Genomic DNA, 23535 nt, shown 5'->3' on the forward strand with positions numbered 1-23535 from the left:
GTACGTGACGCCTCGGCGCTCGGTGGCGGCCAGTAGCCTCCTCGCATGCGCAACGGTCGGATCATCCTGCTCAACGGGGCATCCAGCTCGGGCAAGAGCAGCATCGGGCGGGAGCTGCTGGCGCTGCTGGAGGATCCGTGGTTCCTGGTGCCGGTCGACGGGATCAGCGGGATGCGGTCGACGGTGCATACCCGCGAGCTCGACGAGGACGGGATCGCCGAGATGCTGCGGCGGACCCGCCTGGGCTATCACCGGGCCGTCGCGGCCCTGGCCTCGGTCGGCAACGACGTGATCATGGACTACCCGCTCAGCGAGACCTGGCGCCTCGAGGACCTGCTCGAGGTGCTCGACGGCTACGACGTCACGCTCATCGAGGTCTGGTGCTCGCCCGAGGAGCTCGAACGGCGTGAAGCCGCCCGCGGTGACCGCCCGGCGGGCCTCGCTCGCTCGCAGACCCTGGTCTACTCCCATGCGTACGACCTCCGCGTCGACTCCACCACCGCGACCCCGGCAGCGTGCGCGAAGGAGATCGCCGAGGCCCTTCCCGCCATCGCCGCGCCCAAGGTCTTCGACCGCCTTCGCACCGAATAGGCGCCCCCGTCGGCCGACGTGGCCGCCCGCTCGTGGGCGGGGTTGGCAGGGATGAGAAAATGATTCCCGACATGTCTGAAACGAAGCTTCCCCGCCCCGGTCAGGCCACCCTCGCCGGGTGGCTCATCGTGCTCGGCTCACTGCTCACCGTGGTGACGGCCTGGGACCAGATCGCCGGGCTGCGCAGCCTGGACACCCGGGAGCGGGTGGAGGAGCTGCTGGCCGAGCCGCCACTCGCCGGCTCGGGGATCGGTCTCGACAACATCCTCGGCCTCATGCACGTGATGGCGCTGGTCACCGGCGCCATGGCGGCAGCGGCGGTGATCCTCGGCTGGCATGTGCTGCAGCGCAGCAAGCAGGCCCGGCTCGCGCTCACGGTGATCGCGGCGCCGCTCTTCTTGGCCGGGATGTTCGGCGGAGGGTTCTGGTCCACGCTGGCCGCCGTGGCCGTCGTACTCCTGTGGATGTCGCCCACCCGCGACTGGTTCGACGGCGTCTCGCCGACCAAGCGGGAGGCGATCGAGGCCGGCGACCCCGACCAGGAGTCGTACGTCGCTCCGGCTCCGCCGGAGACCCCGACCGCCCCGACCACCGCGACCGGCTCGACCTCCGGACCGGCTCGGCTCTCCCAGCAGCAGCCGCCGCCGTGGACCGGCTCGGTCGCCCAGACCACCAAGGCGGCGCCCAAGCGGCGCCCCGGCGGAGTGATGGCGGCGGCGGTGCTCACCTGGATCGGCTCCGGGCTGACCGCGCTGATGATGCTCGCCTCGGCGGCGACGGCGACCGCCAACCCTGACCTGATCCTCGAGCAGGTGCGCAAGCAGGCGGAGAGCGAACCGGCGATGCGTGAGGCGGCGCAGCTCTACACCACCGACATCATCGTGGCCTCGGTCTGGATCATGGCCGTGCTGGTGGCGCTCGTCTGCGTCGCCGCCGGGGTGTTCGCCGCCTTCGCGATCCGCCGCCACTCCTGGGCGCGGGTCGCGCTGATGATCTCGGCCGGCATCTCGGCGCTCTCGCTGCTCCTCTTCGCGCTCGCCTTCCCGCCGGCGGTGGTCCTCTTCGGTGCCGCAGTCGCGACCTTCTCGTTCCTGCTGCGACCCGAGGTCGCCGCGTGGTTCCGCAACCGTTGACCCTGACTGCCGGATAGGCTCCGCGGCATGTCAGATCAGTTCGGCTCCTTCGACAACCCCTACGGCGGCAAGCCGCCGTTCGAGGGGCAGGAGCCGCCGCCCCCGACGCCGTACGCGACCCCCCAGCCGTACGCCGCGCCGCAGCCGACGCAGCCGCAGCAGCCCCAGGGATGGGGCCAGGTGCCCCCGGCCTATGGCCAGTACGCGATGGGGCAGCAGCAGCCCCCGGCGTACCTCCGCCCTCACTATCCGCAGCCCGATCCCGATGCCCGTCCGGGAACGGTGGTCGCGGCGTCGATCATGACGATCGTGGGGTCGGTGATCGCCCTGCTGATCTCGGTGTTCATGGTGCCCGCGGGGATCGCCGACTACAACGACCCGACGTCCTCGGACAAGGGCGTGACGCTGGCGATGATCATCTGGTTCGCCGTCTGCGGCGTGCTGAGCCTGATCGCGATCCCGCTCGGGATCATGGTGCTGTTCCGCTCCAAGGTGGCCCGGATCCTGCTCACCGTGGTCGGTTCGATCGCCGCGCTGCTCTCGCTCTTCGTGGTGCTCTATCCGGCGCTGATCATCGCCGCGGTGGTGATGCTGTACGCAGGCAGGGCAGGCAACTGGTTCGCCCGGAGGAAGCCCTTCGACCCGTTGCAGCCGCCGGCGGTGCCGGGCATGACACCGCCGACCCACCAGCAGTTCTAGACCTAGGACACGAGCGAGTCGTCCTTGGCCCCGTTGTCGGAGCCGCGGACGATCTTGTAGATGCGCAGGCCGATCCAGGCCACCACGGCGACGGCCACGACCACGATGACGACGTTCTGGAAGCGGCCGACGATCGGCTCGACCTTCTCCCAGTTGTCGCCCAGCTGGTAGCCGGCGACCACGAAGATGGTGTTCCAGATCGCGGAGCCGACGGTGGTGAGGAGCAGGAACTTCCAGATCGGCATCCGGGTGACCCCGGCGGGCACCGAGATCAGCGACCGGAAGATCGGGATGAAGCGGCCGAAGAAGACCGTCCAGGCGCCGTACTTCTCGAAGAACGCCTCGGTCTTCTCCAGGTCGGAGGTCTTGATCAGCGGCAGCTTCTCGCCGATCCAGTAGACCCGCTCCCGGCCGATCAGCGCCCCGATGAGGTAGAGCGCGAGCGCGCCGACGACCGAGCCGAGGGTGGTCCAGATCAGCGCCTCGGCGATCGTGAACCGGCCCTGGGCGGCGGTGAAGCCGGCCAGGGGCAGGATGATCTCGGAGGGCAGCGGCGGGAAGAGGTTCTCCAGCGCGATGCCGAGCCCCGCACCCACCGGGCCGAGCTTGTCCATCAGGTCGACCGCCCAGCCGGCGACGCCGGTGAGCTCCTCGGGCTGCGTGGCGGTGAGGATCATGAGGCTCTCTTCGAAGGTGATGGGGTGGGCGGTGGCGGGCGAAGCCTAGCGACCCTGGTTGTGGATGCCCTATGAGGCCGCGCTGACCGCGTCCAGCTCGGCGCGGGTCAGCACGGACCGGATCTCCAGCGAGACATCGCGCAGGGACTCACCGGGCTCGGGCGAACGGTCGATCGCACACACGACAGTGTCCACGATCGCACCAAGCGGACGCAGCGCGTTGACGGCGTCGCGTACGGCACCACCGGAGGTGATCACGTCCTCGATCAGCGTCACCCGCTTCCCGTCGAAGGAGGGACCCTCGGCGAGCTTGGCGGTGCCGTACTCCTTCGCCTTCTTCCGGATGAAGATCGCCGGGATGCCCGTCTTGGCCGACACCATGGTCACGATCGGGATGCCGCCGAGCTCGAGGCCGCCGAGCAGCTCGGTGCCCTCCGGCAGCAGCTCGACCATTCGCGCCGCGACCCGGTCCAGGAGCGCGGGGTCGGCCTCGAAGAGGTACTTGTCGAAGTAGGTGTCGCTGACCTGCCCCGAGCGGAGCGTGAACTCCCCGTGCAGGCGGCAGGTGGCATCGATGTCGGCGGCGAGGGCAGCGTCAGTTGTCACGATCAATAGCCTAAGTCTTATGACTGCGCGACGACTCCACGGCATCCCGCCGACGATCTTCTCCGAGATGTCGGCCCTGGCCGTCGCCACCGGCGCGGTCAACCTCGGCCAGGGGTTCCCGGACGTGGACGGCCCCGAGGAGATCATCAAGGAGGCCGTGGCCGCGCTGGAGAGCGGACGGAACCAGTACGCCCCGGGCCCGGGCATCCCGGCGTTGCGCGAGGCAGTCGCCGCGCACCAGCTACGCCACTACGGCCTGACCTTCGACCCGGCGCGCGAGGTCGCGGTGACCACCGGCGCGACCGAGGGGATCGCGGCGGCGATCCTTGCGCTGGTGGACCCGGGTGACGAGGTGATCCTCGTCGAGCCCTACTACGACAGCTACCCGGCCATGGTGCAGTTCGCAGGCGGCGTACGTCGCCCGGTGACGCTCAGCCTGGACCCGGACGCGCCCGGTGGGAGACTGCCGCGCGCGGCGCTGGAGGCGGCGGTCTCCGAGAAGACCAAGGTCCTTCTCCTCAACTCCCCGCACAACCCGACCGGCACCGTGCTCACCCGCGAGGAGCTCGAGACGGTCGCCGGGTTCGCGCGGGACCACGACCTGACGGTGGTCTCGGACGAGGTCTACGAGCACCTGACGTTCGACGGTGTGGAGCATGTCCCGATCGCCACGCTCGAGGGGATGCGCGAGCGCACCCTGACCCTGTCGAGCATCGGCAAGTCGTTCTCCTTCACCGGCTGGAAGGTCGGCTGGGCGACCGGTCCTGAGCACCTGGTCCAGGCGCTGCTCGGTGCCAAGCAGTGGCTGACGTTCACCTCCGGTGCCCCGCTGCAGCCCGCCGCGGCGTACGCGCTCGAGCATCTCGACCACTGGCCCCGCGAGCTCGCCCGAGACCTGCAGGGGCGACGCGACCTGCTCTGTGACGGTCTGAAGGAGATCGGGCTGGATGTGACGATCCCGGAGGGCACCTACTTCGCCGTCTCCGACATCGAGGACCTCGGCTGGGCCGACGGACTCGAGTTCTGCCGGTCGCTGCCCGAGCGGGCCGGGGTGGTGGCCATCCCGCTGCAGGGCTTCTACGACACGGCCGCGGGGAAGCATCTGGTCCGCTGGACCTTCACCAAGCAGCGCGAAGTGATCGAGGAGGCCCTGGAGCGACTCGGTGAGGGGCGTCTGAAACGCTAGTGGTCCGCCCGGCGGTCGACCCGGCGGTCGCTCTCGTCGTTCGCGGGGGTGCGCGGTCGGACCGCCATACCCATGACGTCGCGGTCCGGGTGGCCGTCGTGGTCGAGATCGGCGGCCAGCCGCGAGGACGTACGCCGACGGCGCCACCACTCCACCATCGCGGGTGCGAACGCGAGCGCGAAGAGCAGCAGGATCAGGTAGTCGATGTTGTCGGCCAGCCAGGGCCAGCGGGACCCGACGAAGAAGCCGAACAGCGTCACCACGAGCACCCACAGCACGCCGCCGACGAGGCTCCAGAAGTAGAACCGCCGCCGGTCCATATGGGTGACTCCGGCGACGACGGTGACATAGGTGCGTACGAAGGCGATGAACCGGCCGATCACCAACGCCTTGTTGCCGTGCTTGTCGAAGAACTCACGGGTCTGGTCGAAATGGCGCTTTTTGATGAACCGGCCGTCGCGTTCGTAGAGCCGCGGGCCGATCTTTCGGCCGATCTCGTAGCCGGTCACGTTGCCGGCGAAAGCCGCCGCGACGAAGAAGAGCATCGCGATGACGATCTCGACGCCGGGTGGGCCGGGGAAGATGTCGATCTTGCCGGTCGCGATGAAGATCCCGAGCGCGATCAGCAGGCTGTCACCGGGCAGGAACGGGAAGAAGAGGCCGCACTCGATGAAGATGATGATCAGACTGATCCAGAAGAGCGGCTCGCCGAAAGTGGCCAGCAGAAAATCCGGACTCATCCATTCCAAACCGGCCAGCATCGGCGCAAAATTCCCCGCACCTGTCACGGCCCCTACGGTACCCATAGGTAACAACTCTTGTTGTCGAATATTGTTATCGGCCGATGAACGAGACACGACCGTCCGAGGCTGAATCCCGAGCGCCGTACGACCCGATGCCCCATGGGCAGCCGGAGGTCGGCCTGGGTCCGTGGCAAGGCGAATGGCCCGAGGGGGACCACTGGGATCCCGAGCTGCTGGCCAACGGCGACCGCCGCAACGTGGTCGACCGTTACCGCTACTGGACGCTGGAGGCGATCGTCGCCGACCTCGACCAGCGCCGCCACGGCTTCCATGTCGCCATCGAGAACTGGCAGCACGACTTCAACATCGGCACCATCGTCCGCACCGCCAACGCCTTCCTCGCCGCCGAGGTGCACATCGTCGGCAACCGCCGCTGGAACCGCCGTGGTGCGATGGTCACCGACCGCTACCAGCACGTCCATCACCACCCCGATGTGCCCGCGCTGGCCGCCTACCTGCACGAACGGGACGTACGCCTCCTCGGCATCGACAACCTGCCCGGCTCGCTCCACCTGGAGACGATGTCGCTTCCCCGGAAGGTCTGCTTCCTGTTCGGGCAGGAGGGTCCTGGTCTGTCCGAACAGGCCCGGGAGAGCGTCGACGGGACCTTCTCGATCGCCCAGTTCGGCTCGACGCGGTCGATCAACGCCTCCGCGGCCGCGGCGATCGCGATGCACTCCTGGGTCGTCCAGCACGCCGACCTGGGCTCGGACGAGGCCTGGCGCGGCTGAGAGACGAACGATCCCCCGGGCGCACAGCCCGGGGGATCGGAGAAGCAGCTGGAGTCAGCGGATCAGTTGGTGTTCCGCTCGTAGCAGACGACCGTGTGGTCGCCGGTCTGCCACTCGTACCTGCTCACGACGCTGTACGCCCTCGTCCTGGCCGGGCAGTTCTTCGCGACGGCGTTCTGGATGGAGGTCGTGCTCGGGTAGGTCGTACCGGCCTTCTTGAAGGCCGAGATCGACTTGTAGGTGTGCCCGCTCAGGCAGGAGTACGGCCCGGCGAACTTCGCGCTCATGCAGCCGCGGGTGCGCTGGGTCAGCGCGATGCCCTCGAGGAACTTCGCCCGGTTGGTCGGCAGGTTCTTCAGCGAGTCCTTGCCGGGGAGGACGACGTCGCAGCGGAACCAGCGCTGGCCGGCCTTGAACTGCTCGGCGGTGGGCACGTAGAACGAGGTGGTGTACGCGGACTGGTTCCGCTTCGAGGCGGTGCTGCCGAGCTTCGTGCTGAGCGCGCGCACGCACGTCTTGACCATGTGGGAGTAGTTGGCCTCGCGGGTGAGTGAGGCCTCGGTGCGGGTCGTACCCGACACCAGGGTGCCCAGCGCGATGGTCTTCGCGGTGTGGGCCGAGCTGCACGAGACCTTCTTGCCGGTCTGGGACCAGGCGCCGTAGGCGGTCCAGCCGTAGTTGTAGCAGGTGCCGACCGTGGGCTTGGGCGGCACTGCCGCGTCGGCCTTGGTGGCGGTGAGTCCGATGAGGGAGAAGACGCCGATGACGAGCCCGAGGATGAGGGCAGCCGTCACGGGCTTCTGCGCAGGCGCGAGCGCGCCGGCACGAAGACGAGACATGATCGTGCTTTCGAATAAGTGGGATGTGGCGGGCTGAATCATCGCAGCGCGATGCTGGGCGGGGCATAGTCAATTCGGGTGGTTGTAAAGCGGTTACGCCCCGGTGTCCTCCGCGAAAACAGGATCCGCTAAAGTTAACCCCGGGTCGCCCGGATGTGCCCCCTTTCAGGGTGCGTGGCCTCGGGGCCGGGCGGCAGCGGGGGCTCTTTCAGGGCCTCGCGATCCGGTAGCGGATCTGCACCTGCTCGCCGGTCTGCAGGACGTCGATGACGCTCATCCGTTTGCTGGTGATGCGGCGGGGGAGCAGTGGCGCTCCGGCGCCGAGGGTGACCGGGCAGATCCCCGCGACCACCTCGTCGAGCAGGCCGGCATCGTCGAACTGGCCGACCAGGTCGCCACCGCCCACGAGCCAGATCCCGCCGTCGACGGTGGCCGCGATCTCGTCGTAGACGGGCCTCACGTCGCCCTGGACGAAGCGAAGCTGCGTGCCTTGGACCTCCGGCAGGTCGGTCGCGTGCGTGAAGACCCAGACCGGCCGCTCGCCGTAGTACTCCCGCCACTTCTCCGGCCCGGTCAGCATCTCCGGATCGTGGTCGATCATCCAGCGGTACGTCGTGCCGCCCATCACCAGCGCCGCCGACTCCGCCATCAGCCGCTCCCAGGAGCTCTCGTCGTCGCCGTGCGGCGTCTCGAAGAGCCACTCCAGCGAGCTGTTCTCATCGGCGATGTAGCCGTCCAGCGAGGTTGCGGTGAAGTAGGTGACCTTGGGCATGCCCCTGACGCTAGGCCCGCCAGGGGCATGCCCGCCCGACCGTTCTTGCTCCATCCCCTACGTCCGGGAGGCGTCCCCCGACTCCAGGCAGGCACGCAGCCCGGTCAGACCGCGGGAGGAGTGACTCTTCACGGTCCCCTCGCTGATCCGCAGCTCCCGCGCGGTCTCGGCGACCGACAGCTGCAGCCAGTGACGTAGGACGACCACCTTGCGCTGCATCTCCGGCAGCGCCTGGAGCGCGTCGAAGAGCTCGGACCGCTCCTCGACCTGCTCCGCGGGACCCGGTCGCTCGGGCAGATCGCCCGACCGCTCCCGCCTCCACCACGGCCGCCGGGTCTGGTCGATGTGGGCGCGGACCAGGATCGTCCGAACGTACGCCTCCTCCGACCCGGGCTCGACCCGGCGCCAGGCCGCGTAGAGCTTCAGCAGAGCGGTCTGGACGAGATCGTCGGCCCGGTGCCAGTCGCCGCACAGCGCATAGGCGGTGCGCAGCAGGTGCGGGCGTCGCGTCACGACGAACCCGGAGAACTCCTCATCGTGTGTGTTCACGGGAACAACGACCCCCCGCCCGACTCTTCGTCGGTCTCGGTGGCCCTGACGATGGCCAGGACGTCCTCCAGAGAACGTGGGCTGCGGTCCTCGGACCGACGTTCGTCCGCCACCTCGACGGTGTAGACGAGCGTGAGGCCGTCCTTCTCGCGAGCGATGGCGACCTTTTCCTTCCCCTTGATGGTGATCCGAGCGGCGGCGGACCGGGTGGCGCCTTCGGCGAACTTGTCTCCGAGATCTGGGTTGGCAACCTGCTCGAGGATCGTCACGCGGTCCTCGGCCGGGACCAGCTCCGACCCGTCCCCGAACTCGACCGCCTCGGAGAGGCCCGCGCTGTAGCCGCCGGGTGACGCGGCCAGGTCCGCTTCGATCTGCTTGTTCCGGTGAGCGATGTATCCCTCGATGGTCTGCCCCGACGCGGCGTACGCCACCCCGTAGCCTTCACCGCCGCCACCGGCCGCTGGCCGGTCACCGGTGAAGAGGATCCATACCTCCATGCCCTCGCGCTCCGCGACGGCTGCCTCCGAGTCCCAGGGCAGGTCATAGCCGAGTGGGTTGTCGATCTCGCGCGTGACGGTCCAGCCGTCGCCGACCCGGATCGACCCGCCGACCGACCATCTGGGCTCGACGTGGTGTGCGGCCACGTCCTCGGCCCATTCGCTGAGATTCTTCCCCTCGGTCCGAGACGCGTCGGCGTAGGAGATCTCGGTCGGGTTCATGAAGTTCGCGTAGACCGTCTTCTCCCCGTTGGTCGCGGCGAGGAACAGCTGGGAATAGTCGCTTCCGAGGAGTCGGCGGATCTCCTTGCGGTCGATCCGGCCGGCCTCCTCCCAGCCGTCCTGGAAGGTGATCTCCTTCGTGTCGAAGTCGTACCTGAGTGGGGAGGCGTCGCTCAGCGGGGGCTGTGTCGGGTAGGAGGCGATCGCCTCGTCGGCCTCAGACTGCGTCGCGATCGGCGGTTCCGGGGTGGCGCTCTCACGCGAGGGGTCGACGACCGCGCCGATCCCGATCACGGCGGCCACCGCGAAGGCGGTGCCGGCGACGACGGCGAGCCGCCGGCGGCGTACGAGCTTCTTCCCGTCGGCCACGAGCGCGGCCGGGTCGGGGTGTGTGGGCGGGGGTTGGGGAATCGCCCGTTCCAGGGTTTCCTGCCAGTCCATGATGCCTCCAAGATCAGTCTCACCCGTGGATACGGATCTGGTGGCAGATCGGTTGTCCTGCTTGATCGATCCAACACCGAGCGTTGGTAACGGGTAGTCGGGGGCGCATTACGCTGGCCACCAGCGCCCGGTCGACAACGGATCTTCAAGGAGACCCCCAGATGCCCATCGCCACCCCCGAGAAGTACGCCGAGATGCTCGCGACCGCGAAGGAGAAGGGTTTCGCCTTCCCGGCGATCAACGTCTCCTCGTCGCAGACGCTCAACGCGGCACTGGCCGGCTTCGCGGAGGCCGGCTCGGACGGCATCATCCAGATCTCCACGGGCGGCGCGGAGTACCTCTCCGGCCCCACGGTCAAGAACATGGTGACCGGTTCGGTGGCCTTCGCCGCGTACGCGACCGAGGTCGCCAGGTCCTACGACATCAACATTGCGCTGCACACCGACCACTGCCCCAAGGACAAGCTCGACGGTTTCGTACGCCCTCTGCTCGAGCTCTCCGCCGAGCGCGTCCAGCGCGGTGAGGCCCCGCTGTTCCAGTCGCACATGTGGGACGGCTCGGCGGTGCCGCTGGAGGAGAACCTGCAGATCGCCTCGGAGCTGCTCGCGGTCGCCAAGGCCGCCCACATCGTCCTCGAGATCGAGGTCGGCGTGGTCGGTGGCGAGGAGGACGGCATCGTCGGAGCGATCGACGACAAGCTCTACTCGACCCCCGAGGACGCCATCGCGACCGCCGACGCGCTGGGCGTCGAGGGCTACCTGACCGCGCTCACCTTCGGCAACGTGCACGGCGTCTACAAGCCGGGCAACGTCAAGCTCCGTCCCTCGATCCTGCGCGACGCCCAGGACGCGGTCGTCGCCAAGCTCGGCCTGCCCGCCGGCTCGAAGCCGTTCGACCTCGTCTTCCACGGCGGCTCCGGCTCGAGCGCCGAGGAGATCGCCGAGGCGGTCTCCTACGGGGTGGTCAAGATGAACATCGACACCGACACCCAGTACGCCTACACCCGCCCGGTCGCCGGCCACATGCTCGCCAACTACGACGGCGTTCTGAAGGTCGACGGCGAGGTCGGAAACAAGAAGCAGTACGATCCTCGCGCGTGGGGCAAGCTCGCTGAGGCCGGTATGGCCACTCGGGTCGTCGAGGGTGCCCAGCATCTCGGTTCTGCGGGCAACTCCATCGGCTGATCGACACGCCGGGGACAGGCCAATGGTCCCGATTCGGAAAACGTTGTGGCACACGGCATAGCAAACTCGGGCTTATGTCGTTGTGCCGGTCATTGGTAAAGCGATTCAATGCCCTAGCTGGACGGCGACCCACGGGTAACAAGGTCGGACCGTCCTTTCGGCGTTGATCTTGGGAGGGACATCCTCGGTATGGAAACCACTGCGCGAAACCGCACAATCGGCGGGATCGTCATAGGCGCGATCATCTTGATCCTGCTTCTCGTCTTGTTCTCTTGCACCGTCAACGGCGGTGACCCGGAGAGCTCGCCGACAAAGAATCCTGAAACCGGGGAGACTGCGCTCCCTGGAGAGTCGGACACTCTCGAGCCCGACGACAAGCCGTCGGAGAAGGACTCCGACGAGCCGGAGGTCGTCGACGATGACATCGTCCCGGCGGCCAACACCGGTGTGACCTTCATCCCCGCGGGCAACGTGCCCTCGGGCAGCACGCCCACCTGTGAGCTCGACCCGAGCGCCTGCGAGGACACTCGTCCGCCGGGTGCCGGCGTGGACATCTGTGAGATCCGCCCGGACCTGACCCAGTGCCAGGAGCCGACCCCTCCGACCACGCCGCCGACGACTCCGCCGACGACGCCGCCCACGGAGGAGCCCACCGAGTGTGAGCTGTTCCCGTGGCTGCCGCAGTGTGACGACGGTGGCGAAGAACCGGGCGAGGACGAGACCGCTCCCGACCCGGTCACGATCGCCGGCTGCAACGTTCTGAGCAACACCTCCGCGAAGATCGACTGGTCGGAGGCGCAGGACAAGAGCGGGATCGCCCACTACACGGTGACCTCGCGCCCCAACGCCGGCAACCCGGGTGACACCGACCGGACCTCGGCGACGTTCAACGACCTTCGGGGCGGAGAGACCTACCGGTTCACGGTCACCGCGACCGACAAGGCCGGCAACGAGTCCGAGGACAGCAACGAGGTCGAGTGCGTCATGGACGTGACGGCGCCTGAGGTGCCTGCGGACCTGGAAGTTGAAGCGGGCGACCCCAGCGACAGCACGCTCAACGTGAGCTGGTCCGACTCCGACGACAACGAGAACGGCGTCGGCGATGTGACCTACAACCTCTACCGCAACGGTGAGCTGCTCACGGCGGTGAACGACACGTCCTACGAGGACACCGGGCTGAAGGCAGGCACGGAATACACCTACTCCGTGCAGGCCGTGGACGGTGCCGGCAACGAGTCCGCGCGCTCCGCCGGGGTCTCGGGCACGACCACGCAGATCGCGCCGACGGTCCCGACCGGTCTCGACGCGAGCAACGAGGGCCCGCTCGGCTTCACGCTGACCTGGAACCCGTCGAAGGACGAGGACGGCGTCACGCCGGCCGCGGAGATCGACTACCGGATCGGCGTCAACGGTGGAGTGTGCTTCGGTGGCACGGTCACCGGTGAGACCACCTTCCAGGCCACCTGTGTCCTGCTGTGGGACACCACCCGGGTCACGGTGACGGCGATCGACGGTGACGGCAACGAGTCGGCCCCGAGCCGCGTGCTGACGGTGAACTCCGACGGCAGCGAGGCCAGGGAGCTCAACGGCAACACCGCGCTCCGCTCGAACACCCCGGGCGAGGACAAGTCCGACGCTCCGGCCGACAAGCCGGGGTCGCCGGAGGCCCCGGCCGAGGACGCTCCTGCGGAGGAGCAGCCGACCGAGGAGAACTCGCCGCTGCTGCCGGGTCTGGACGACATCCTCCCGGGTGGCGACGACGCCGCTGAGGCTCCTGCGGAGGAGCCGGCGGAGCCCGAGGCGACGCCGAGCGAGTCGGAGTCCCCGGCTGCGCGGCCGACGACCGAGGAGCCTGCTGACGAGGCGACCGAGGACGCTCCGGCCGAGGAGGACGAGGGCGGTCTGCTGGACAGCATCGGTGACGCGCTGACCAGCGCCGTAGCCGCGGTGTTCTAGTCGATCACACGCCGAGAAACAGGGCGGGGAGAGCCGAGAGGCTCTCCCCGCCCTGTCGCATTCGCCAGAGCTGTGGTTGGGCCCGATGCTCACCGAGTTACCTCGGTGGGGTCGCACTGACTTCGTGGAGTTCGCCGAAGTCAGTGATCGCTCGCCGAGCTACCTCGGTCAGCATCCATTCGCACAAACGCCCCAAAACCAAGGAGTCGGATGCCCAGCGCCCCCCACAAGCCCTGGACATCCGACGATCTTGGGTGGCCGACACCAAGTCTGCGTCAGCCGTGCGCACAGGTTAGGCATAGAAACGCCCATGGATCCAGATAGTTAAGACGAAATTCATGAACTTCTTGTGACGATTCGAACAGAATCGAACAGATTCGAGGGCCGAATCATCTGGATCCATACATTAGGATTTCGGTGTGCGTGTGATGACCTCTCGAGCTCGCGCGGCCATCTTCGCCCCGATCGGCGACGAAGGCCGGGCTGCGCGCGTCGAGAACCGGCTCGCGGAGGCGATCCGTTCCGGCGTGCTCGCGCATGGCGAGCGGCTCCCCAGCGAGCCGGAGCTCGCCCAGATGCTCGGAGTCGCGACGGTCACCGCACGGGAGGCGTTGGTCGCGCTGCGCGCCAAGGGCCTGGTGGTGACGACCCGGGGGCGGGGCGGCGGTTCGTTCGTACGTGCCCCCGAGAGCGGCGACCTCGTCGAGGACCGGCTCGCCGCGATGTCGCGGGTCGAGCTGCGTGACCGGGCGACGGTCTATCTGGTGGTGCTCACCGGGTGTGCGGAGATCGCGGCGGAGCGTACGGACCCCGACGAGGTCGAGGACCTGCGCGACCTGCTGATCCCGCTCAACGTCAGCGACGTGGCCCGCTGGCGCAGCGCCGACAGCGAGCTCTACCTGTCGGTGGCCGCGCTGACCCAGTCGGCCCGGATGACCCGCGAAGTAGTTCGCCAGGAAGCCGACTTCGGCGCGCTGCTCCGGATCCCGCTCAACGAGCCGGGCTTCCGGGAGGCCGCGGCCGTGAGGCATCAGGAGCTTGTCGACGCCCTCGCATCAGGAGATGCTGTGAGGGCACGGGAGAGCGTACGTGAGCATGTCGCCCACTCCCTTGAACGCTTGGCCGAGATCCATGAGGCGGTGCGACGATGACCAGGACCATGACTCCCATCGACTGTGTGACTCAGGTCGAGCAGCATTTCGGACCGATCGTGACCGAGCTCGAGCGCGTACGCAGCGAGGTGGCCGCCCTCTTCGAGACCGGCCCGGTCACCACCGCATCCCTGCGGGAGCGGCTCGAGCCCGGCTCGCTGGAGTTCCTGCGCAATCCCAACCTCATCGGTGGCGGCTTCGTGGTGGCCCCGGGCGTGCTCAGCGACCGCCGGCTCTACCTCGTCTGGTGGCAGGGCGAGGAGCGTGACTTCCTCGGCGACGCCGATGCGCCGGGCACCGGCGAGGCGATCGACTACACCCGCCAGCCCTGGTATCGCACCCCGGAGCGCACGGGCGAGCTGACCCTCGTCGGGCCGTACGTCGACTTCGTCTGCACCGACGAGTACGTCATGACCACGACGATGCCGGTCTACGTCGGGGGCCGCATGGTCGGCGTCGCCGGGGCCGACACCCTGGTCGAGACGCTGGAGACGATGCTGCTGCCGGGGCTGCGCGAGGCCGGCGCGACGCTGGTCAACGGCCACGGCAAGGCGATCGTCTCGGCCGACCCGCAGCTGGCCACCGGTGCCCCGCTCACCACCGCCCGGGACATGATCCCGTGCCGGGGCCTGCCGCTCTCGGTCGCTCTCTCCTAGGCCGGCGGCTTCATCATGTGGCGCGGGGTGGTGAAGAAGAGCACCGCCACGAAGCCGACCGTCAACGCGATCGCCGGCAGCAACATCGCCTCGGCCATCGCCTGGGAGAATTTCTCGGCGATCTCGATCGGCATCTGGGCACCGGCGCCGCCGGCGCTCTCCGCGCTGGTGTCCAGCCCGTTTGCGGAGATGCGCGCGTCCAGGAGTACGGCGATGGCCGCGGACCCGACCACCGAGCCGACCGTCCGGGTCGTGTTGTAGACGCCCGATCCGGCTCCGGCCTGGTGGGGAGGCAGGTTGCGGGTGGCGGCCGCCGCCAACGGCGCCCACACGAACGCCATCCCGAGGCCCAGCACCCCCATCGGAACGAGGATCTCCCAGACCGCCGAGCTCGGCGTCATCGGCCGGGTGACCCAGAAGACCGCCACGGCGCAGCAGAAGAAGCCGAAGCTGGTGAGCCAGCGGGGGTGAACCCGGTCGTTGAGCCGTCCCACGACCGGGGCGAGTACCAACGAGACCACGGCCATCGGCACCATCAGCAGCGAGGCGTCCAAGGCGTCGTAGCCACGGACGATCTGGGCGTACAGCATCAGCGGGAAGCCCATCGTCGTCGCGGCCATCCCCATGCAGGTGATCCCGATGTTGGCGACCGAGAAGTTGCGGTCGCCGAAGAGCCCGAGCGGCAGCAGTGGTTCCTGCTTGTTGTAGGCCTCCCACAGCACGAACAGGCCGAGCACGACGACGCCGCCGATGACGAGTGTCCAGATGAGGGCGTCCCAGCCCCGCTGCTCGCCGTCCTGCAGGCCGAAGACGAGGCAGAACATGCCGATCCCGCTCAGCGCGACGCCCAGCCAGTCGAACACGTGCGAGTGCGTCGGCAGCAGCGGCACCAGCCGCCAGTTGAGGACGAATGCCACCACGCCGACCGGGACGTTGACGAAGAAGATCCACTCCCAGCCGCCGAGATCGACGAGGATGCCGCCGAGGATCGGGCCGACGAGGGTCGCGATGCCGGCCGTGGCGCCCCACAGCGCCATCGCCGCGCCACGGCGGTCCGCCGGGAAGATCCGGGTGATCACCGCCATCGTCTGCGGCGTCATCATGGCCGCGCCGACGCCCTGCACCGCGCGGGCGGCGATCAGCATCGTGATGCTGTCCGAGAGCCCGCACCACAGCGAGGCGAGCGTGAAGATCGCCAGGCCGCCGAGGTAGAGCCACTTCGGCCCGAACCGGTCACCGAGGCGTCCCATGATCAGCACCGGGACCGCATAGGTCAGCAGATAGGCGCTGGTCACCCACAGCACCTCGTTGGTGCTCGCGTCCAGCTCCCGCATGATGTCCGGCGTCGCGACGGTCACGATCGTCATGTCGACGAGGATCATGAAGAAGCCGATGCACAGCGCGGCCAGGCTGCGCCACGGGTGTTCCACGGTGCTGCCGGGAGTCTGCGACGCCGTCGTTTCGGTCATGAGCACAGTCAACACCCGACCACCGACTTTTGGTGTCGGTGGTCGCGGGCACAATGGTCGGCATGACCCACCAGGACCTGATGGCCGGACCGCCGCCGACCCACCTCCCCGCCGACCCCGCGACCGACGAGCTGGTCGCCGGCACCGAGCCCGCCGAGGTCGTACGCCGCCACCCGGCCTCGCCCGCCGCCTGGGCCGCGCTCGCCCTGGCCGCCAAGGAGGCCGGAGCCGAGGACGTGACCATCTACGCCTACGCCCGCGTCGGCTACCACCGCTCGCTCGACATGCTGCGCCGCAACGGCTGGAAGGGCCACGGCCCGGTGCCGTGGGAGCACGAGCCCAACCGCGGCTTCCTGACCAGCCTCGCCCTCCTCGCCGAGCAGGCCAAGGCGATCGGCGAGACCGAGGAGTGGGAGCGCTGCAGCGGGTTCCTGCGCGACAGCAGCCCGACGGCGTACGACACGCTTCTCGGCTGAACTACCGAATCGCGTCGGACCAGCGATCTCGCCTAGCCTTGACCCGTGACTGAGCAGACCACCAACGCGCCCGCTGAGCCCATTGACGGGCCAGACCTGAACGAGCAGATGATCGTTCGGCGCGAGAAGCGTGAGCGTCTGCTGGCCGAGGGCAAGAAGGCGTACGCCATCGGGGTCGGCCGCACCCACACGCTCGCCGAGGTGCGCGAGGCCTACGAGGACGAGCTCGAGGCCGGCGAGGAGACCCAGGACGTGGTCACCGTCGCCGGTCGGGTGATGTTCGTCCGCAACACCGGAAAGCTCGCCTTCGCGACGCTGCAGGAGGGCATCGGCACCCGGCTCCAGGTGATGCTCTCGCTCGCCGAAGTGGGCGAGGAGTCGCTCGCCGAGTGGAAGAGCCTGGTCGACCTCGGTGACCACGTCGCCGTCACCGGCCGGGTGATCTCCTCGCGGCGCGGCGAGCTCTCCATCATGGCCTCGAGCTGGGAGATGGCGTCCAAGGCGCTGCGGCCGCTGCCGGTGCTCCACAAGGACCTCTCCGAGGAGGCCCGGGTCCGGCAGCGCTACGCCGACCTGATCGTGCGCCAGGAGGCGCGCGACATGGTGCGTACGCGCGCGAAGATCACCCAGGCGATCCGCCGCCGCCTGGAGGACGACGGCTACCTCGAGGTCGAGACGCCGGTCCTGCAGCTCATCCACGGTGGCGCGCACGCGCGGCCGTTCAACACCCACATGAACGCGTTCGACCAGCCGATGACGCTGCGTATCGCGCTCGAGCTCAACCTCAAGAAGGCGGTCGTCGGCGGCGTCGACAAGGTCTACGAGATCGGCCGGATCTTCCGCAACGAGGGCGTCGACTCCACGCACAGCCCCGAGTTCACGATGATCGAGGCCTACCAGGCCTACGGCGACCAGTTCACCATCGCCGAGCAGATGCGGCAGATGTACCTGGCCGCCGCGGACGCGGTCGGCTCACGCCAGATCGCTGTGCCCAACTCCGAGGGCGAGGCCAGCGTCATCGACCTCGACGGCGAGTGGAAGTGGCTGCCGGTCTACGCGGGTGTCTCCGAGGCCGTCGGTGTCGAGGTCACCCCCGAGACCGACGTCGACACGCTCAAGGCGCTGGCCGACAAGCACGACGTCGAGCTCGACCCGGCCTGGGACGCGGCCAAGATCGTCATGGAGCTGTGCGGCGAGCTGGTGGAGCCCAACCTGATCCAGCCGACGTTCCTCTGCGACTTCCCGGCGATCGCCCAGCCGCTGGCGCGGATCAACGACGAGGAGCCGGGCAAGGTGCTCGCCTGGGACCTGATCATCGGCGGCGTCGAGCGGGGCACCGGGTTCACCGAGCTGATCGACCCGGTCGTCCAGCGCGAGGTGCTCACGCAGCAGTCGCTCCTCGCCGCCGGCGGCGACCCCGAGGCGATGCAGCTCGACGAGGACTTCCTGCGGGCGCTGGAGTACGGCGCCCCGCCGATGGGTGGTCTCGGCCTCGGCTTGGACCGGGCGATCATGCTCTTCACCGGTGCCGGGATCCGCGAAACGATCCTTTTCCCGCTGCTCAAGCCAGAAGCGTAGCCCTCCGCTGGTCGAGCCGCCGGAGCCGCTAGGCGGAGGCGTGTCGAGGCCAACACGGCCACCGTCCGCGCTCGAAGGCACCGTGTTGGTCTCGACACCGCTCGCTAGCGCTCGCGGGCTCGACCAGCGGAGCCTAAAGTGCCAGGTATGGAGAACGGCCGGTCGCAGACGCTGATGACCGCGCTCGGGTTCGACCCGGACGCGGCGCAGCTCTACAGCCGCCTCCTCCCGCTCAACGGGTGGCCGTTCGTGGTCGTCGCGGCGACGCTGTCGACCTCCGAGGAGGAGCTGCTGGAGGAGGCCGCGCCGCTGGTCGAGAGCGGTGTCGTCTCCATCGGTGAGACCTTGACCGTGCTCAGCCCGACGGCAGTGGTCGCCCACATGCTCGAGCGGGCCGCGACCAGGGCGCAGGACGCCCACGACCACCTGCTCAAGATCTCCCAGTCGGTCCCGTACGTCGCAGGCACCGCCGCACGGCTCCCGGCCCAGATCGGCGAGGAGCACCCGATCGAGGGTGAGGTGATCGCGACAGAGTTCACGCCGGAGACCTTCGAACGGCTGGTCTCGGCAACGTCGGGCGACATGATGTGGCTGCGTCCGGCGGTGACCGTGCATCCCTCGGAGATGCGGTTCATCTCGGTCATCGAGTCGACGATCAAGTCGGGTCGCCGGTGCCGTGGCATCTACCCGGTGGCGGCTCTGAAGCACTCACCCGAGGTGCTGCGGATGCGGGTCGAGATCGGTGAGGAGATCCGGATCCTGCCGCGCGTCGGCACCCACCTGATGGTGGTCGGCAGCACCCACGCGATGTTCCCGGACCCGCTCGGCCCGGTGGAGCAGCCGATCATCAACGTACGCCAGCGAGGCATCGTAGAGGTGGTGACCAGCTACTTCGAAGAGCTGTGGCGCCGTGCGCTTCCGGCGGCCGAGCTGGAGGACCTGCCGAACGCCGAGCGCCGCCTGTTGCTCGCCGAGCTGGCCAGCGGAGCCCAGGACGAGCAGATCGCCCGGAGGCTGGGGGTCTCGCTTCGTACGGTCCGGCGACGGGTCGCCGAACTGCTCGAGGAGCTCGGTGCGACCTCGCGGTTCGAGGCGGGCGTGGAGGCCGCACGGCGAGCCTGGCTGTGACGTACGGGCCCGAATTTGCTAGCGTGTGGTCGCAAGAGCCCTGGTCTTGCCAGGGCTTTTCGCATTGCAGAGCATCCAGCACACACACTAGGTAATGGTGCGTTGAGCAGCCGCCGCACGGCGGAGGGACTCCGTCCGGAGCGAAGGAGCAACACATGCCCGCGATCACGATCATCGGCGCCCAATGGGGCGACGAAGGCAAGGGCAAGGCGACCGATCTGCTCGGTGAGCACGTCGACTACGTCGTGAAGTTCAACGGCGGCAACAACGCCGGCCACACCGTCGTCATTCGCCAGGAGGACGGCCGTAGCGAGAAGTACGCCCTCCACCTGCTGCCCAGCGGCATCCTGACCGCCGGTGTGACGCCGGTGATCGGCAACGGCGTCGTCGTCGACCTCGCGGTCCTCTTCGAGGAGCTGAGCGGTCTGGAGCAGCGCGGCGTCGACATCTCCAAGCTGAAGTTGTCGGCCAGCGCCCACGTCATCGCCGACTACAACCGCCAGCTCGACAAGGTCACCGAGCGCTTCCTCGGCTCGCGCAAGATCGGCACCACCGGGCGCGGCATCGGACCGACCTACGCCGACAAGGTCAACCGCATCGGCATCCGCGTCCAGGACCTCTTCGACGAGTCGATCCTGCGCGGCAAGGTCGAGGGCGCGCTCGAGCTGAAGAACCAGCTCCTCGGGAAGGTCTACAACCGGCGCGGCTTCACCGTCGAGGCGATCGTCGACGACCTGCTGTCCTACGCGGACCGGATCGCCCCGATGGTCTGCGACACCGGCCTGCTGCTCAACCAGGCGCTCGACCGGGGCGAGACCGTGCTGCTCGAGGGCGGCCAGGCGACCCTGCTCGACGTCGACCACGGCACCTACCCCTTCGTGACCTCCTCCAACGCCACCTCGGGTGGCGCCTGCACCGGCTCCGGGATCCCGCCGACGCGGATCGACCGCGTGATCGGGATCGTCAAGGCGTACACCACGCGTGTGGGCGAGGGGCCGTTCCCGACCGAGCTCTTCGACGAGTCCGGTGCCTACCTGGCCGAGAACGGCCACGAGTTCGGCACGACCACCGGGCGTCCGCGTCGCTGTGGCTGGTACGACGCGGTCATCGCCCGCTACGCCGCCCGCGTCAACGGCGTCACCGACTTCGTCCTCACCAAGCTGGACGTGCTCGGCGGCCTCGACGAGATCCCGGTGTGCGTTGCGTACGACGTCGACGGTGTCCGCCACGACGAGATGCCCGTCAACCAGTCCGACTTCCACCATGCCAAGCCGATCTTCGAGACGCTGCCGGGCTGGAAGGAAGACATCTCGGGGGCGCGGTCGTTCGCCGACCTCCCGGCCAACGCGCAGGCGTACGTGAAGTTCGTCGAGGAGATCTCCGGCGCCCCGATGTCCGTCATCGGCGTCGGCCCGGCCCGCGACGAGACGGTCATCATCAACTCGCTGACGTGAGGTTGTGAAACTGAGAGTGGCCTATAGGTCACTCTCAGCTTCACAACTCCTGGTTATCCACAACCCCTCGCCTTTGTCGTTGCTGCATCTCTCCGGGTGGGTTCCTATGGGGCCATGGGGGATCGGGGATGGCGATCGGTCGCTGAGGCGCAGGGTGGGCTGATCACTCGGGCGCAGCTGGCCGAGGCGGGGATGACGCGGTGGAGCGTTGCGCATCGGATCGAGTCGGATCGGTGGCAGCTGTTGTCGCCGACCGTGATCGGGACGACCACCGGTGAGCTCGGAGACGAGCAGAGGATCTGGCATGCGGTTCTCCACGCCGGCGACGGCGCGATGGCCGGAGGCCTCACCGCGGCGTCGCTCGCGGGACTGGAGAACTGGCACAGGGACGGGATCACTGTCTTGGTGCCCTACGCACGTGGGCGGCCCGGCGCGCTCGCGAATGTTCGTTTCGTGAGGATCCGGCGATCGTTGCGGCCGGTGGGTTCACCGCCGCGGTGTCGCATCGAGCCGGCGGTGCTGCTGTTTGCCGCCGCAGATCGGTCTGAGCGGACTGCCCAGGGCGTGATCGCGGCCGTGGTCCAGCAGCAGCTGACCAGTCCGGAGAGTCTGCTCGAGTGGCTGGACCGCCTGGCGCCGCTACGACGCGCGTCGACGTTGCGTCGGGCGATCGAGGACGTCGAGGGCGGTGCTCAGTCGCTCGCCGAGATGGACGTCAGGCGCATGTGTCGCAGCTTCGGGTTGGCGAAACCCACCCGCCAGGTGAAGCGCCGGGATGCGGATGGGCGGGTTCGCTACACCGACTGCGAGTGGCAGCTGCCGGACGGGCGCACTCTCGTGCTCGAGGTCGACGGGGGCTTCCACATGGAGGCCGAGCACTGGGAGGACGACCTGGCCCGACAGCGTGCCCTGGCGGCGACGAACCGCATCATCGTCCGATGCACGGCTCGCGAGCTTCGTGACGAGCCGGAACGGGTGGCGCGGGATCTGCTGGCGCTGGGAGTTCCGGTCGCAGCGTGAGGGTCAGGTCGCCGGGCGGCGGATGGTGACCCGCCCGGCCTTCAGGTCCACCCCGTGGGCGGGGTCGTCGCCGTCGGGCGACGGAATGACGTGCCCGATGTTGTCCTGGTCCTTGAGGTCGCGCGCGGCGCGGGCGTTGCCGGGGTCGAAGACGTCGATGAAGCTGCCGAGACCGTCGCCGATCCCGGCGGAGACGCCGCGCCGCGAGGAGCGTAGGGCCCTGTTGCAGGCCGCGATGATCAGGCCGAGCACGAGAACAACGGCGACTCCGAACACGACCCAGGTCATGTCCGGCAGGCTACGCCGATGCTCAAAGCAGCGAGGCGCCCTCGACGACCCCGAGCGGCTCGGCCGCGATGTCGGAGCGCCGCTGGAGACCGTCGAAGGTGATCAGGTCGGCGGCTGCGTACGCCCGCGAGCGCGCGTCGTCGATGTCGTAGCCCTTCGCGCGGACCGCCAGCACCCGACCTCCCGCGGTGACCAGGTGGCGGTGATCGGGCTCCTCGGGGGTGGAGGCGTCGACGATCGCGGTGCCGGCGTGGATCACGTCGACGTCGTTGATCGAGTTGGCGTTGCCCGCGCCGGTGATGACGTCGCCCTTCGAGGAGGACTCCGGGTAGCCCGCCGAGGCCAGCACGACGGTCACCGAGGCACCGTCGGAGAAGGTCGGCGCCGCGACGGTCTCCAGCGCGCCCGTGGCGGCCGCGAGGAGCAGGTCGGCGAGGGAGGACTCCAGAAGAGCGAGGACGGGCTGGATGTCGGGATCACCGAACCGGCAGTTGAACTCGATCACCTTCGGACCCTTGGCGGTCAGCGAGAGCCCGACGTAGAGGCACCCGACGAACGGGGCGCCGCGCTTCTCCATCTCGGCGAGGGTCGGCTCGACGACGGAGGCCAGCACCACCTCCGCCAGGTCAGGCTGGGCCCATGGCAGCGGTGAGTAGGAACCCATCCCGCCGGTGTTGCCGCCCTTGCCGCCGTCGAAGATCCGCTTGAAGTCCTGCGCCGGCTGCAGCGCGTAGGCCCGGGTGCCGTCGCAGATCGCGAACACCGAGACCTCCGGGCCGTCGAGGAACTCCTCGATGACGACCCGCTCGCAGGCGGCCGCGTGGGCCAGCGCCTCGTCGCGGTCCTTCGTCACGACGACGCCCTTGCCCGCGGCCAGAGCGTCGTCCTTGACGACGTAGGGAGCGCCGAACTCGTCCAGGGCGGCGGCCGCCTCCTCGGGCGTGGTCGCCACCCGCGAGCCCGCGGTCGGTACGCCGGCCGCGGACATCACGTCCTTCGAGAACGCCTTCGACCCCTCGAGCTGCGCGCCGACCCGCGACGGCCCGAAGACCGCGATCCCCGCTTCGCGAACCGCGTCGGCGACCCCGGCCACCAGCGGTGCCTCGGGACCGACGACGACCAGGTCGACGCCGAGCTCACCCGCCAGGGCGGCGATCGCCGGACCGGACATGATGTCCACGTCCCGAAGCGTCGCGAAGGCGGCGATCCCGGGATTCCCGGGTGCGGCGTACACCTCGTTCCCCTCCTGGGAGAGCTTCAGAGCGAGCGCGTGCTCACGACCACCGGTGCCGACGACGAGGATCTTCACGAGGCCACCTTAAGCGCCTCGGGGTTGTGAAGCTGAGAGTTGTGTTTTTGTGAAGTGGATCGAGGAAAAACGCCCCGCCGGGGGGTGGGGGGCCCGGGGGGGGGGGGGGGGGTTTAGGGC

General features: G+C 68.8%; 24 protein-coding genes. 14 read left to right on the top strand and 10 right to left on the bottom strand.

Features of this window, described 5'->3' with window-relative positions:
- Positions 1-45 precede the first annotated feature (45 nt).
- From ACFV9G_RS26645 to ACFV9G_RS26655, 3 genes are all read left to right on the top strand, one after another.
- Positions 46-591, top strand: coding sequence for a chloramphenicol phosphotransferase CPT family protein (locus ACFV9G_RS26645; protein ID WP_378731760.1), 546 nt, complete (start codon positions 46-48; stop codon positions 589-591).
- A 71-nt stretch (positions 592-662) separates the two neighbouring features.
- Entirely contained in the window at positions 663-1724 is a 1062-nt protein-coding gene (locus ACFV9G_RS26650; RefSeq protein WP_378731762.1) for a hypothetical protein, read from the top strand.
- Between the two features lie 27 nt (positions 1725-1751).
- Positions 1752-2423, top strand: coding sequence for a hypothetical protein (locus ACFV9G_RS26655; protein ID WP_378731764.1), 672 nt, complete (start codon positions 1752-1754; stop codon positions 2421-2423).
- Positions 2424-2425: 2 nt separating this feature from the next.
- On the opposite strand, the gene ACFV9G_RS26660 is transcribed toward ACFV9G_RS26655, so the two are convergent.
- Together ACFV9G_RS26660 and pyrE are read right to left on the bottom strand one after the other, a co-directional pair.
- Positions 2426-3100 carry a DedA family protein gene (locus tag ACFV9G_RS26660; protein WP_378731767.1) on the bottom strand — a complete coding sequence of 225 codons (675 nt, stop codon included), beginning with the start codon at positions 3098-3100 and terminating at the stop codon, positions 2426-2428.
- Positions 3101-3169: 69 nt separating this feature from the next.
- Positions 3170-3706 carry an orotate phosphoribosyltransferase gene (pyrE, locus tag ACFV9G_RS26665; protein ID WP_378731769.1) on the bottom strand — a complete coding sequence of 179 codons (537 nt, stop codon included), beginning with the start codon at positions 3704-3706 and terminating at the stop codon, positions 3170-3172.
- Positions 3707-3725: 19 nt separating this feature from the next.
- On the opposite strand from pyrE, the gene ACFV9G_RS26670 reads away from it, so the two are divergent.
- Positions 3726-4892, top strand: a complete 1167-nt coding sequence (locus ACFV9G_RS26670; RefSeq protein ID WP_378731771.1) for an aminotransferase class I/II-fold pyridoxal phosphate-dependent enzyme — start codon at positions 3726-3728, stop codon at positions 4890-4892.
- On the opposite strand, the gene ACFV9G_RS26675 is transcribed toward ACFV9G_RS26670, so the two are convergent.
- Positions 4889-5632 carry a DedA family protein gene (locus ACFV9G_RS26675; protein ID WP_378731774.1) on the bottom strand — a complete coding sequence of 248 codons (744 nt, stop codon included), beginning with the start codon at positions 5630-5632 and terminating at the stop codon, positions 4889-4891. The genes ACFV9G_RS26670 and ACFV9G_RS26675 overlap by 4 nt on opposite strands.
- Positions 5633-5736: 104 nt before the next feature.
- On the opposite strand from ACFV9G_RS26675, the gene ACFV9G_RS26680 reads away from it, so the two are divergent.
- Positions 5737-6426, top strand: a complete 690-nt coding sequence (locus tag ACFV9G_RS26680) for a TrmH family RNA methyltransferase (protein ID WP_378731776.1) — start codon at positions 5737-5739, stop codon at positions 6424-6426.
- Positions 6427-6488: 62 nt separating this feature from the next.
- Here the strand turns inward: ACFV9G_RS26680 and ACFV9G_RS26685 are convergent, their stop codons facing one another.
- The 4 genes from ACFV9G_RS26685 to ACFV9G_RS26700 form a co-directional block, all read right to left on the bottom strand.
- On the bottom strand, positions 6489-7265 hold the full coding sequence (locus ACFV9G_RS26685; RefSeq protein WP_378731778.1) for a septum formation family protein: 777 nt from the start codon (positions 7263-7265) through the stop codon (positions 6489-6491).
- Positions 7266-7473: 208 nt separating this feature from the next.
- The gene (locus ACFV9G_RS26690; RefSeq protein WP_378731780.1) at positions 7474-8037 is read right to left on the bottom strand and encodes a dihydrofolate reductase family protein; all 564 of its coding nucleotides are present in this window, start codon (positions 8035-8037) and stop codon (positions 7474-7476) included.
- 57 nt (positions 8038-8094) lie between these two features.
- Positions 8095-8586 (bottom strand): SigE family RNA polymerase sigma factor, encoded by a 492-nt coding sequence (locus tag ACFV9G_RS26695; RefSeq protein ID WP_378731782.1) that lies wholly within the window; start codon positions 8584-8586, stop codon positions 8095-8097.
- Positions 8583-9746: a hypothetical protein gene (locus ACFV9G_RS26700; protein ID WP_378731784.1), complete on the bottom strand. Its 1164-nt coding sequence runs from the start codon at positions 9744-9746 to the stop codon at positions 8583-8585. The genes ACFV9G_RS26695 and ACFV9G_RS26700 overlap by 4 nt, the downstream gene beginning before the upstream one ends.
- A 161-nt stretch (positions 9747-9907) precedes the next feature.
- Here ACFV9G_RS26700 and fbaA point away from each other — a divergent pair, with 161 nt between their 5' ends.
- The 4 genes from fbaA (at position 9908) to ACFV9G_RS26720 (ending at position 14693) form a co-directional block, all read left to right on the top strand.
- Positions 9908-10930 carry a class II fructose-bisphosphate aldolase gene (gene fbaA, locus ACFV9G_RS26705; RefSeq protein ID WP_378731786.1) on the top strand — a complete coding sequence of 341 codons (1023 nt, stop codon included), beginning with the start codon at positions 9908-9910 and terminating at the stop codon, positions 10928-10930.
- A gap of 264 nt (positions 10931-11194) precedes the next feature.
- Positions 11195-12886 (top strand): fibronectin type III domain-containing protein, encoded by a 1692-nt coding sequence (locus tag ACFV9G_RS26710; RefSeq protein ID WP_378731788.1) that lies wholly within the window; start codon positions 11195-11197, stop codon positions 12884-12886.
- 428 nt (positions 12887-13314) lie between these two features.
- A complete protein-coding gene (locus ACFV9G_RS26715; protein ID WP_378731790.1) occupies positions 13315-14037 on the top strand; it encodes a FadR/GntR family transcriptional regulator in 723 nt (240 codons plus the stop codon).
- A complete protein-coding gene (locus tag ACFV9G_RS26720) occupies positions 14034-14693 on the top strand; it encodes a cache domain-containing protein (protein WP_378731793.1) in 660 nt (219 codons plus the stop codon). Before ACFV9G_RS26715 ends, ACFV9G_RS26720 begins: the two co-directional genes overlap by 4 nt.
- Here ACFV9G_RS26720 and ACFV9G_RS26725 read toward each other — a convergent pair.
- Complete coding sequence (locus tag ACFV9G_RS26725) at positions 14690-16162, bottom strand: DHA2 family efflux MFS transporter permease subunit (RefSeq protein ID WP_378731795.1); 1473 nt, start codon at positions 16160-16162, stop codon at positions 14690-14692. The two genes, ACFV9G_RS26720 and ACFV9G_RS26725, sit on opposite strands and share 4 nt — an antisense overlap.
- Before the next feature lie 62 nt (positions 16163-16224).
- Here ACFV9G_RS26725 and ACFV9G_RS26730 point away from each other — a divergent pair, with 62 nt between their 5' ends.
- The 5 genes from ACFV9G_RS26730 (at position 16225) to ACFV9G_RS26750 (ending at position 21818) form a co-directional block, all read left to right on the top strand.
- Entirely contained in the window at positions 16225-16638 is a 414-nt protein-coding gene (locus tag ACFV9G_RS26730; RefSeq protein ID WP_378731797.1) for a DUF3151 domain-containing protein, read from the top strand.
- Between the two features lie 81 nt (positions 16639-16719).
- Entirely contained in the window at positions 16720-18216 is a 1497-nt protein-coding gene (gene lysS / locus ACFV9G_RS26735; protein WP_378731809.1) for a lysine--tRNA ligase, read from the top strand.
- Positions 18217-18363: 147 nt separating this feature from the next.
- Positions 18364-19344, top strand: a complete 981-nt coding sequence (locus ACFV9G_RS26740) for a helix-turn-helix domain-containing protein (RefSeq protein WP_378731799.1) — start codon at positions 18364-18366, stop codon at positions 19342-19344.
- Between the two features lie 155 nt (positions 19345-19499).
- Positions 19500-20798: an adenylosuccinate synthase gene (locus tag ACFV9G_RS26745; RefSeq protein WP_378731801.1), complete on the top strand. Its 1299-nt coding sequence runs from the start codon at positions 19500-19502 to the stop codon at positions 20796-20798.
- Between the two features lie 114 nt (positions 20799-20912).
- A complete protein-coding gene (locus ACFV9G_RS26750; protein WP_378731803.1) occupies positions 20913-21818 on the top strand; it encodes a hypothetical protein in 906 nt (301 codons plus the stop codon).
- 3 nt (positions 21819-21821) lie between these two features.
- Here ACFV9G_RS26750 and ACFV9G_RS26755 read toward each other — a convergent pair whose 3' ends face one another.
- Both ACFV9G_RS26755 and purD read right to left on the bottom strand, forming a co-directional pair.
- Entirely contained in the window at positions 21822-22106 is a 285-nt protein-coding gene (locus tag ACFV9G_RS26755) for a hypothetical protein (protein ID WP_378731805.1), read from the bottom strand.
- A gap of 22 nt (positions 22107-22128) precedes the next feature.
- Positions 22129-23415 carry a phosphoribosylamine--glycine ligase gene (gene purD / locus ACFV9G_RS26760; RefSeq protein ID WP_378731807.1) on the bottom strand — a complete coding sequence of 429 codons (1287 nt, stop codon included), beginning with the start codon at positions 23413-23415 and terminating at the stop codon, positions 22129-22131.
- Between the last annotated feature and the right edge of the window lie 120 nt (positions 23416-23535).

Origin of the sequence: Nocardioides sp. NPDC059952, assembly GCF_042730435.1 — a bacterium.
Classification (GTDB): Bacteria; Actinomycetota; Actinomycetes; order Propionibacteriales; family Nocardioidaceae; genus Nocardioides.

Excerpts from the sequence above, each read along its gene's own strand:
- ACFV9G_RS26645 (WP_378731760.1), top strand. The coding sequence starts at position 46 with ATGCGCAACGGTCGGATCATCCTGCTCAACGGGGCATCCAGCTCGGGC.
- ACFV9G_RS26650 (WP_378731762.1), top strand. The coding sequence starts at position 663 with ATGTCTGAAACGAAGCTTCCCCGCCCCGGTCAGGCCACCCTCGCCGGG.
- ACFV9G_RS26655 (WP_378731764.1), top strand. The coding sequence starts at position 1,752 with ATGTCAGATCAGTTCGGCTCCTTCGACAACCCCTACGGCGGCAAGCCG.
- ACFV9G_RS26660 (WP_378731767.1), bottom strand. The coding sequence starts at position 3,100 with ATGATCCTCACCGCCACGCAGCCCGAGGAGCTCACCGGCGTCGCCGGC.
- ACFV9G_RS26670 (WP_378731771.1), top strand. The coding sequence starts at position 3,726 with ATGACTGCGCGACGACTCCACGGCATCCCGCCGACGATCTTCTCCGAG.
- ACFV9G_RS26675 (WP_378731774.1), bottom strand. The coding sequence starts at position 5,632 with ATGAGTCCGGATTTTCTGCTGGCCACTTTCGGCGAGCCGCTCTTCTGG.
- ACFV9G_RS26680 (WP_378731776.1), top strand. The coding sequence starts at position 5,737 with ATGAACGAGACACGACCGTCCGAGGCTGAATCCCGAGCGCCGTACGAC.
- ACFV9G_RS26685 (WP_378731778.1), bottom strand. The coding sequence starts at position 7,265 with ATGTCTCGTCTTCGTGCCGGCGCGCTCGCGCCTGCGCAGAAGCCCGTG.
- ACFV9G_RS26690 (WP_378731780.1), bottom strand. The coding sequence starts at position 8,037 with ATGCCCAAGGTCACCTACTTCACCGCAACCTCGCTGGACGGCTACATC.
- ACFV9G_RS26700 (WP_378731784.1), bottom strand. The coding sequence starts at position 9,746 with ATGGACTGGCAGGAAACCCTGGAACGGGCGATTCCCCAACCCCCGCCC.
- fbaA (WP_378731786.1), top strand. The coding sequence starts at position 9,908 with ATGCCCATCGCCACCCCCGAGAAGTACGCCGAGATGCTCGCGACCGCG.
- ACFV9G_RS26715 (WP_378731790.1), top strand. The coding sequence starts at position 13,315 with ATGACCTCTCGAGCTCGCGCGGCCATCTTCGCCCCGATCGGCGACGAA.
- ACFV9G_RS26720 (WP_378731793.1), top strand. The coding sequence starts at position 14,034 with ATGACCAGGACCATGACTCCCATCGACTGTGTGACTCAGGTCGAGCAG.
- ACFV9G_RS26725 (WP_378731795.1), bottom strand. The coding sequence starts at position 16,162 with ATGACCGAAACGACGGCGTCGCAGACTCCCGGCAGCACCGTGGAACAC.
- ACFV9G_RS26730 (WP_378731797.1), top strand. The coding sequence starts at position 16,225 with ATGACCCACCAGGACCTGATGGCCGGACCGCCGCCGACCCACCTCCCC.
- ACFV9G_RS26740 (WP_378731799.1), top strand. The coding sequence starts at position 18,364 with ATGGAGAACGGCCGGTCGCAGACGCTGATGACCGCGCTCGGGTTCGAC.
- ACFV9G_RS26745 (WP_378731801.1), top strand. The coding sequence starts at position 19,500 with ATGCCCGCGATCACGATCATCGGCGCCCAATGGGGCGACGAAGGCAAG.
- ACFV9G_RS26750 (WP_378731803.1), top strand. The coding sequence starts at position 20,913 with ATGGGGGATCGGGGATGGCGATCGGTCGCTGAGGCGCAGGGTGGGCTG.
- ACFV9G_RS26755 (WP_378731805.1), bottom strand. The coding sequence starts at position 22,106 with ATGACCTGGGTCGTGTTCGGAGTCGCCGTTGTTCTCGTGCTCGGCCTG.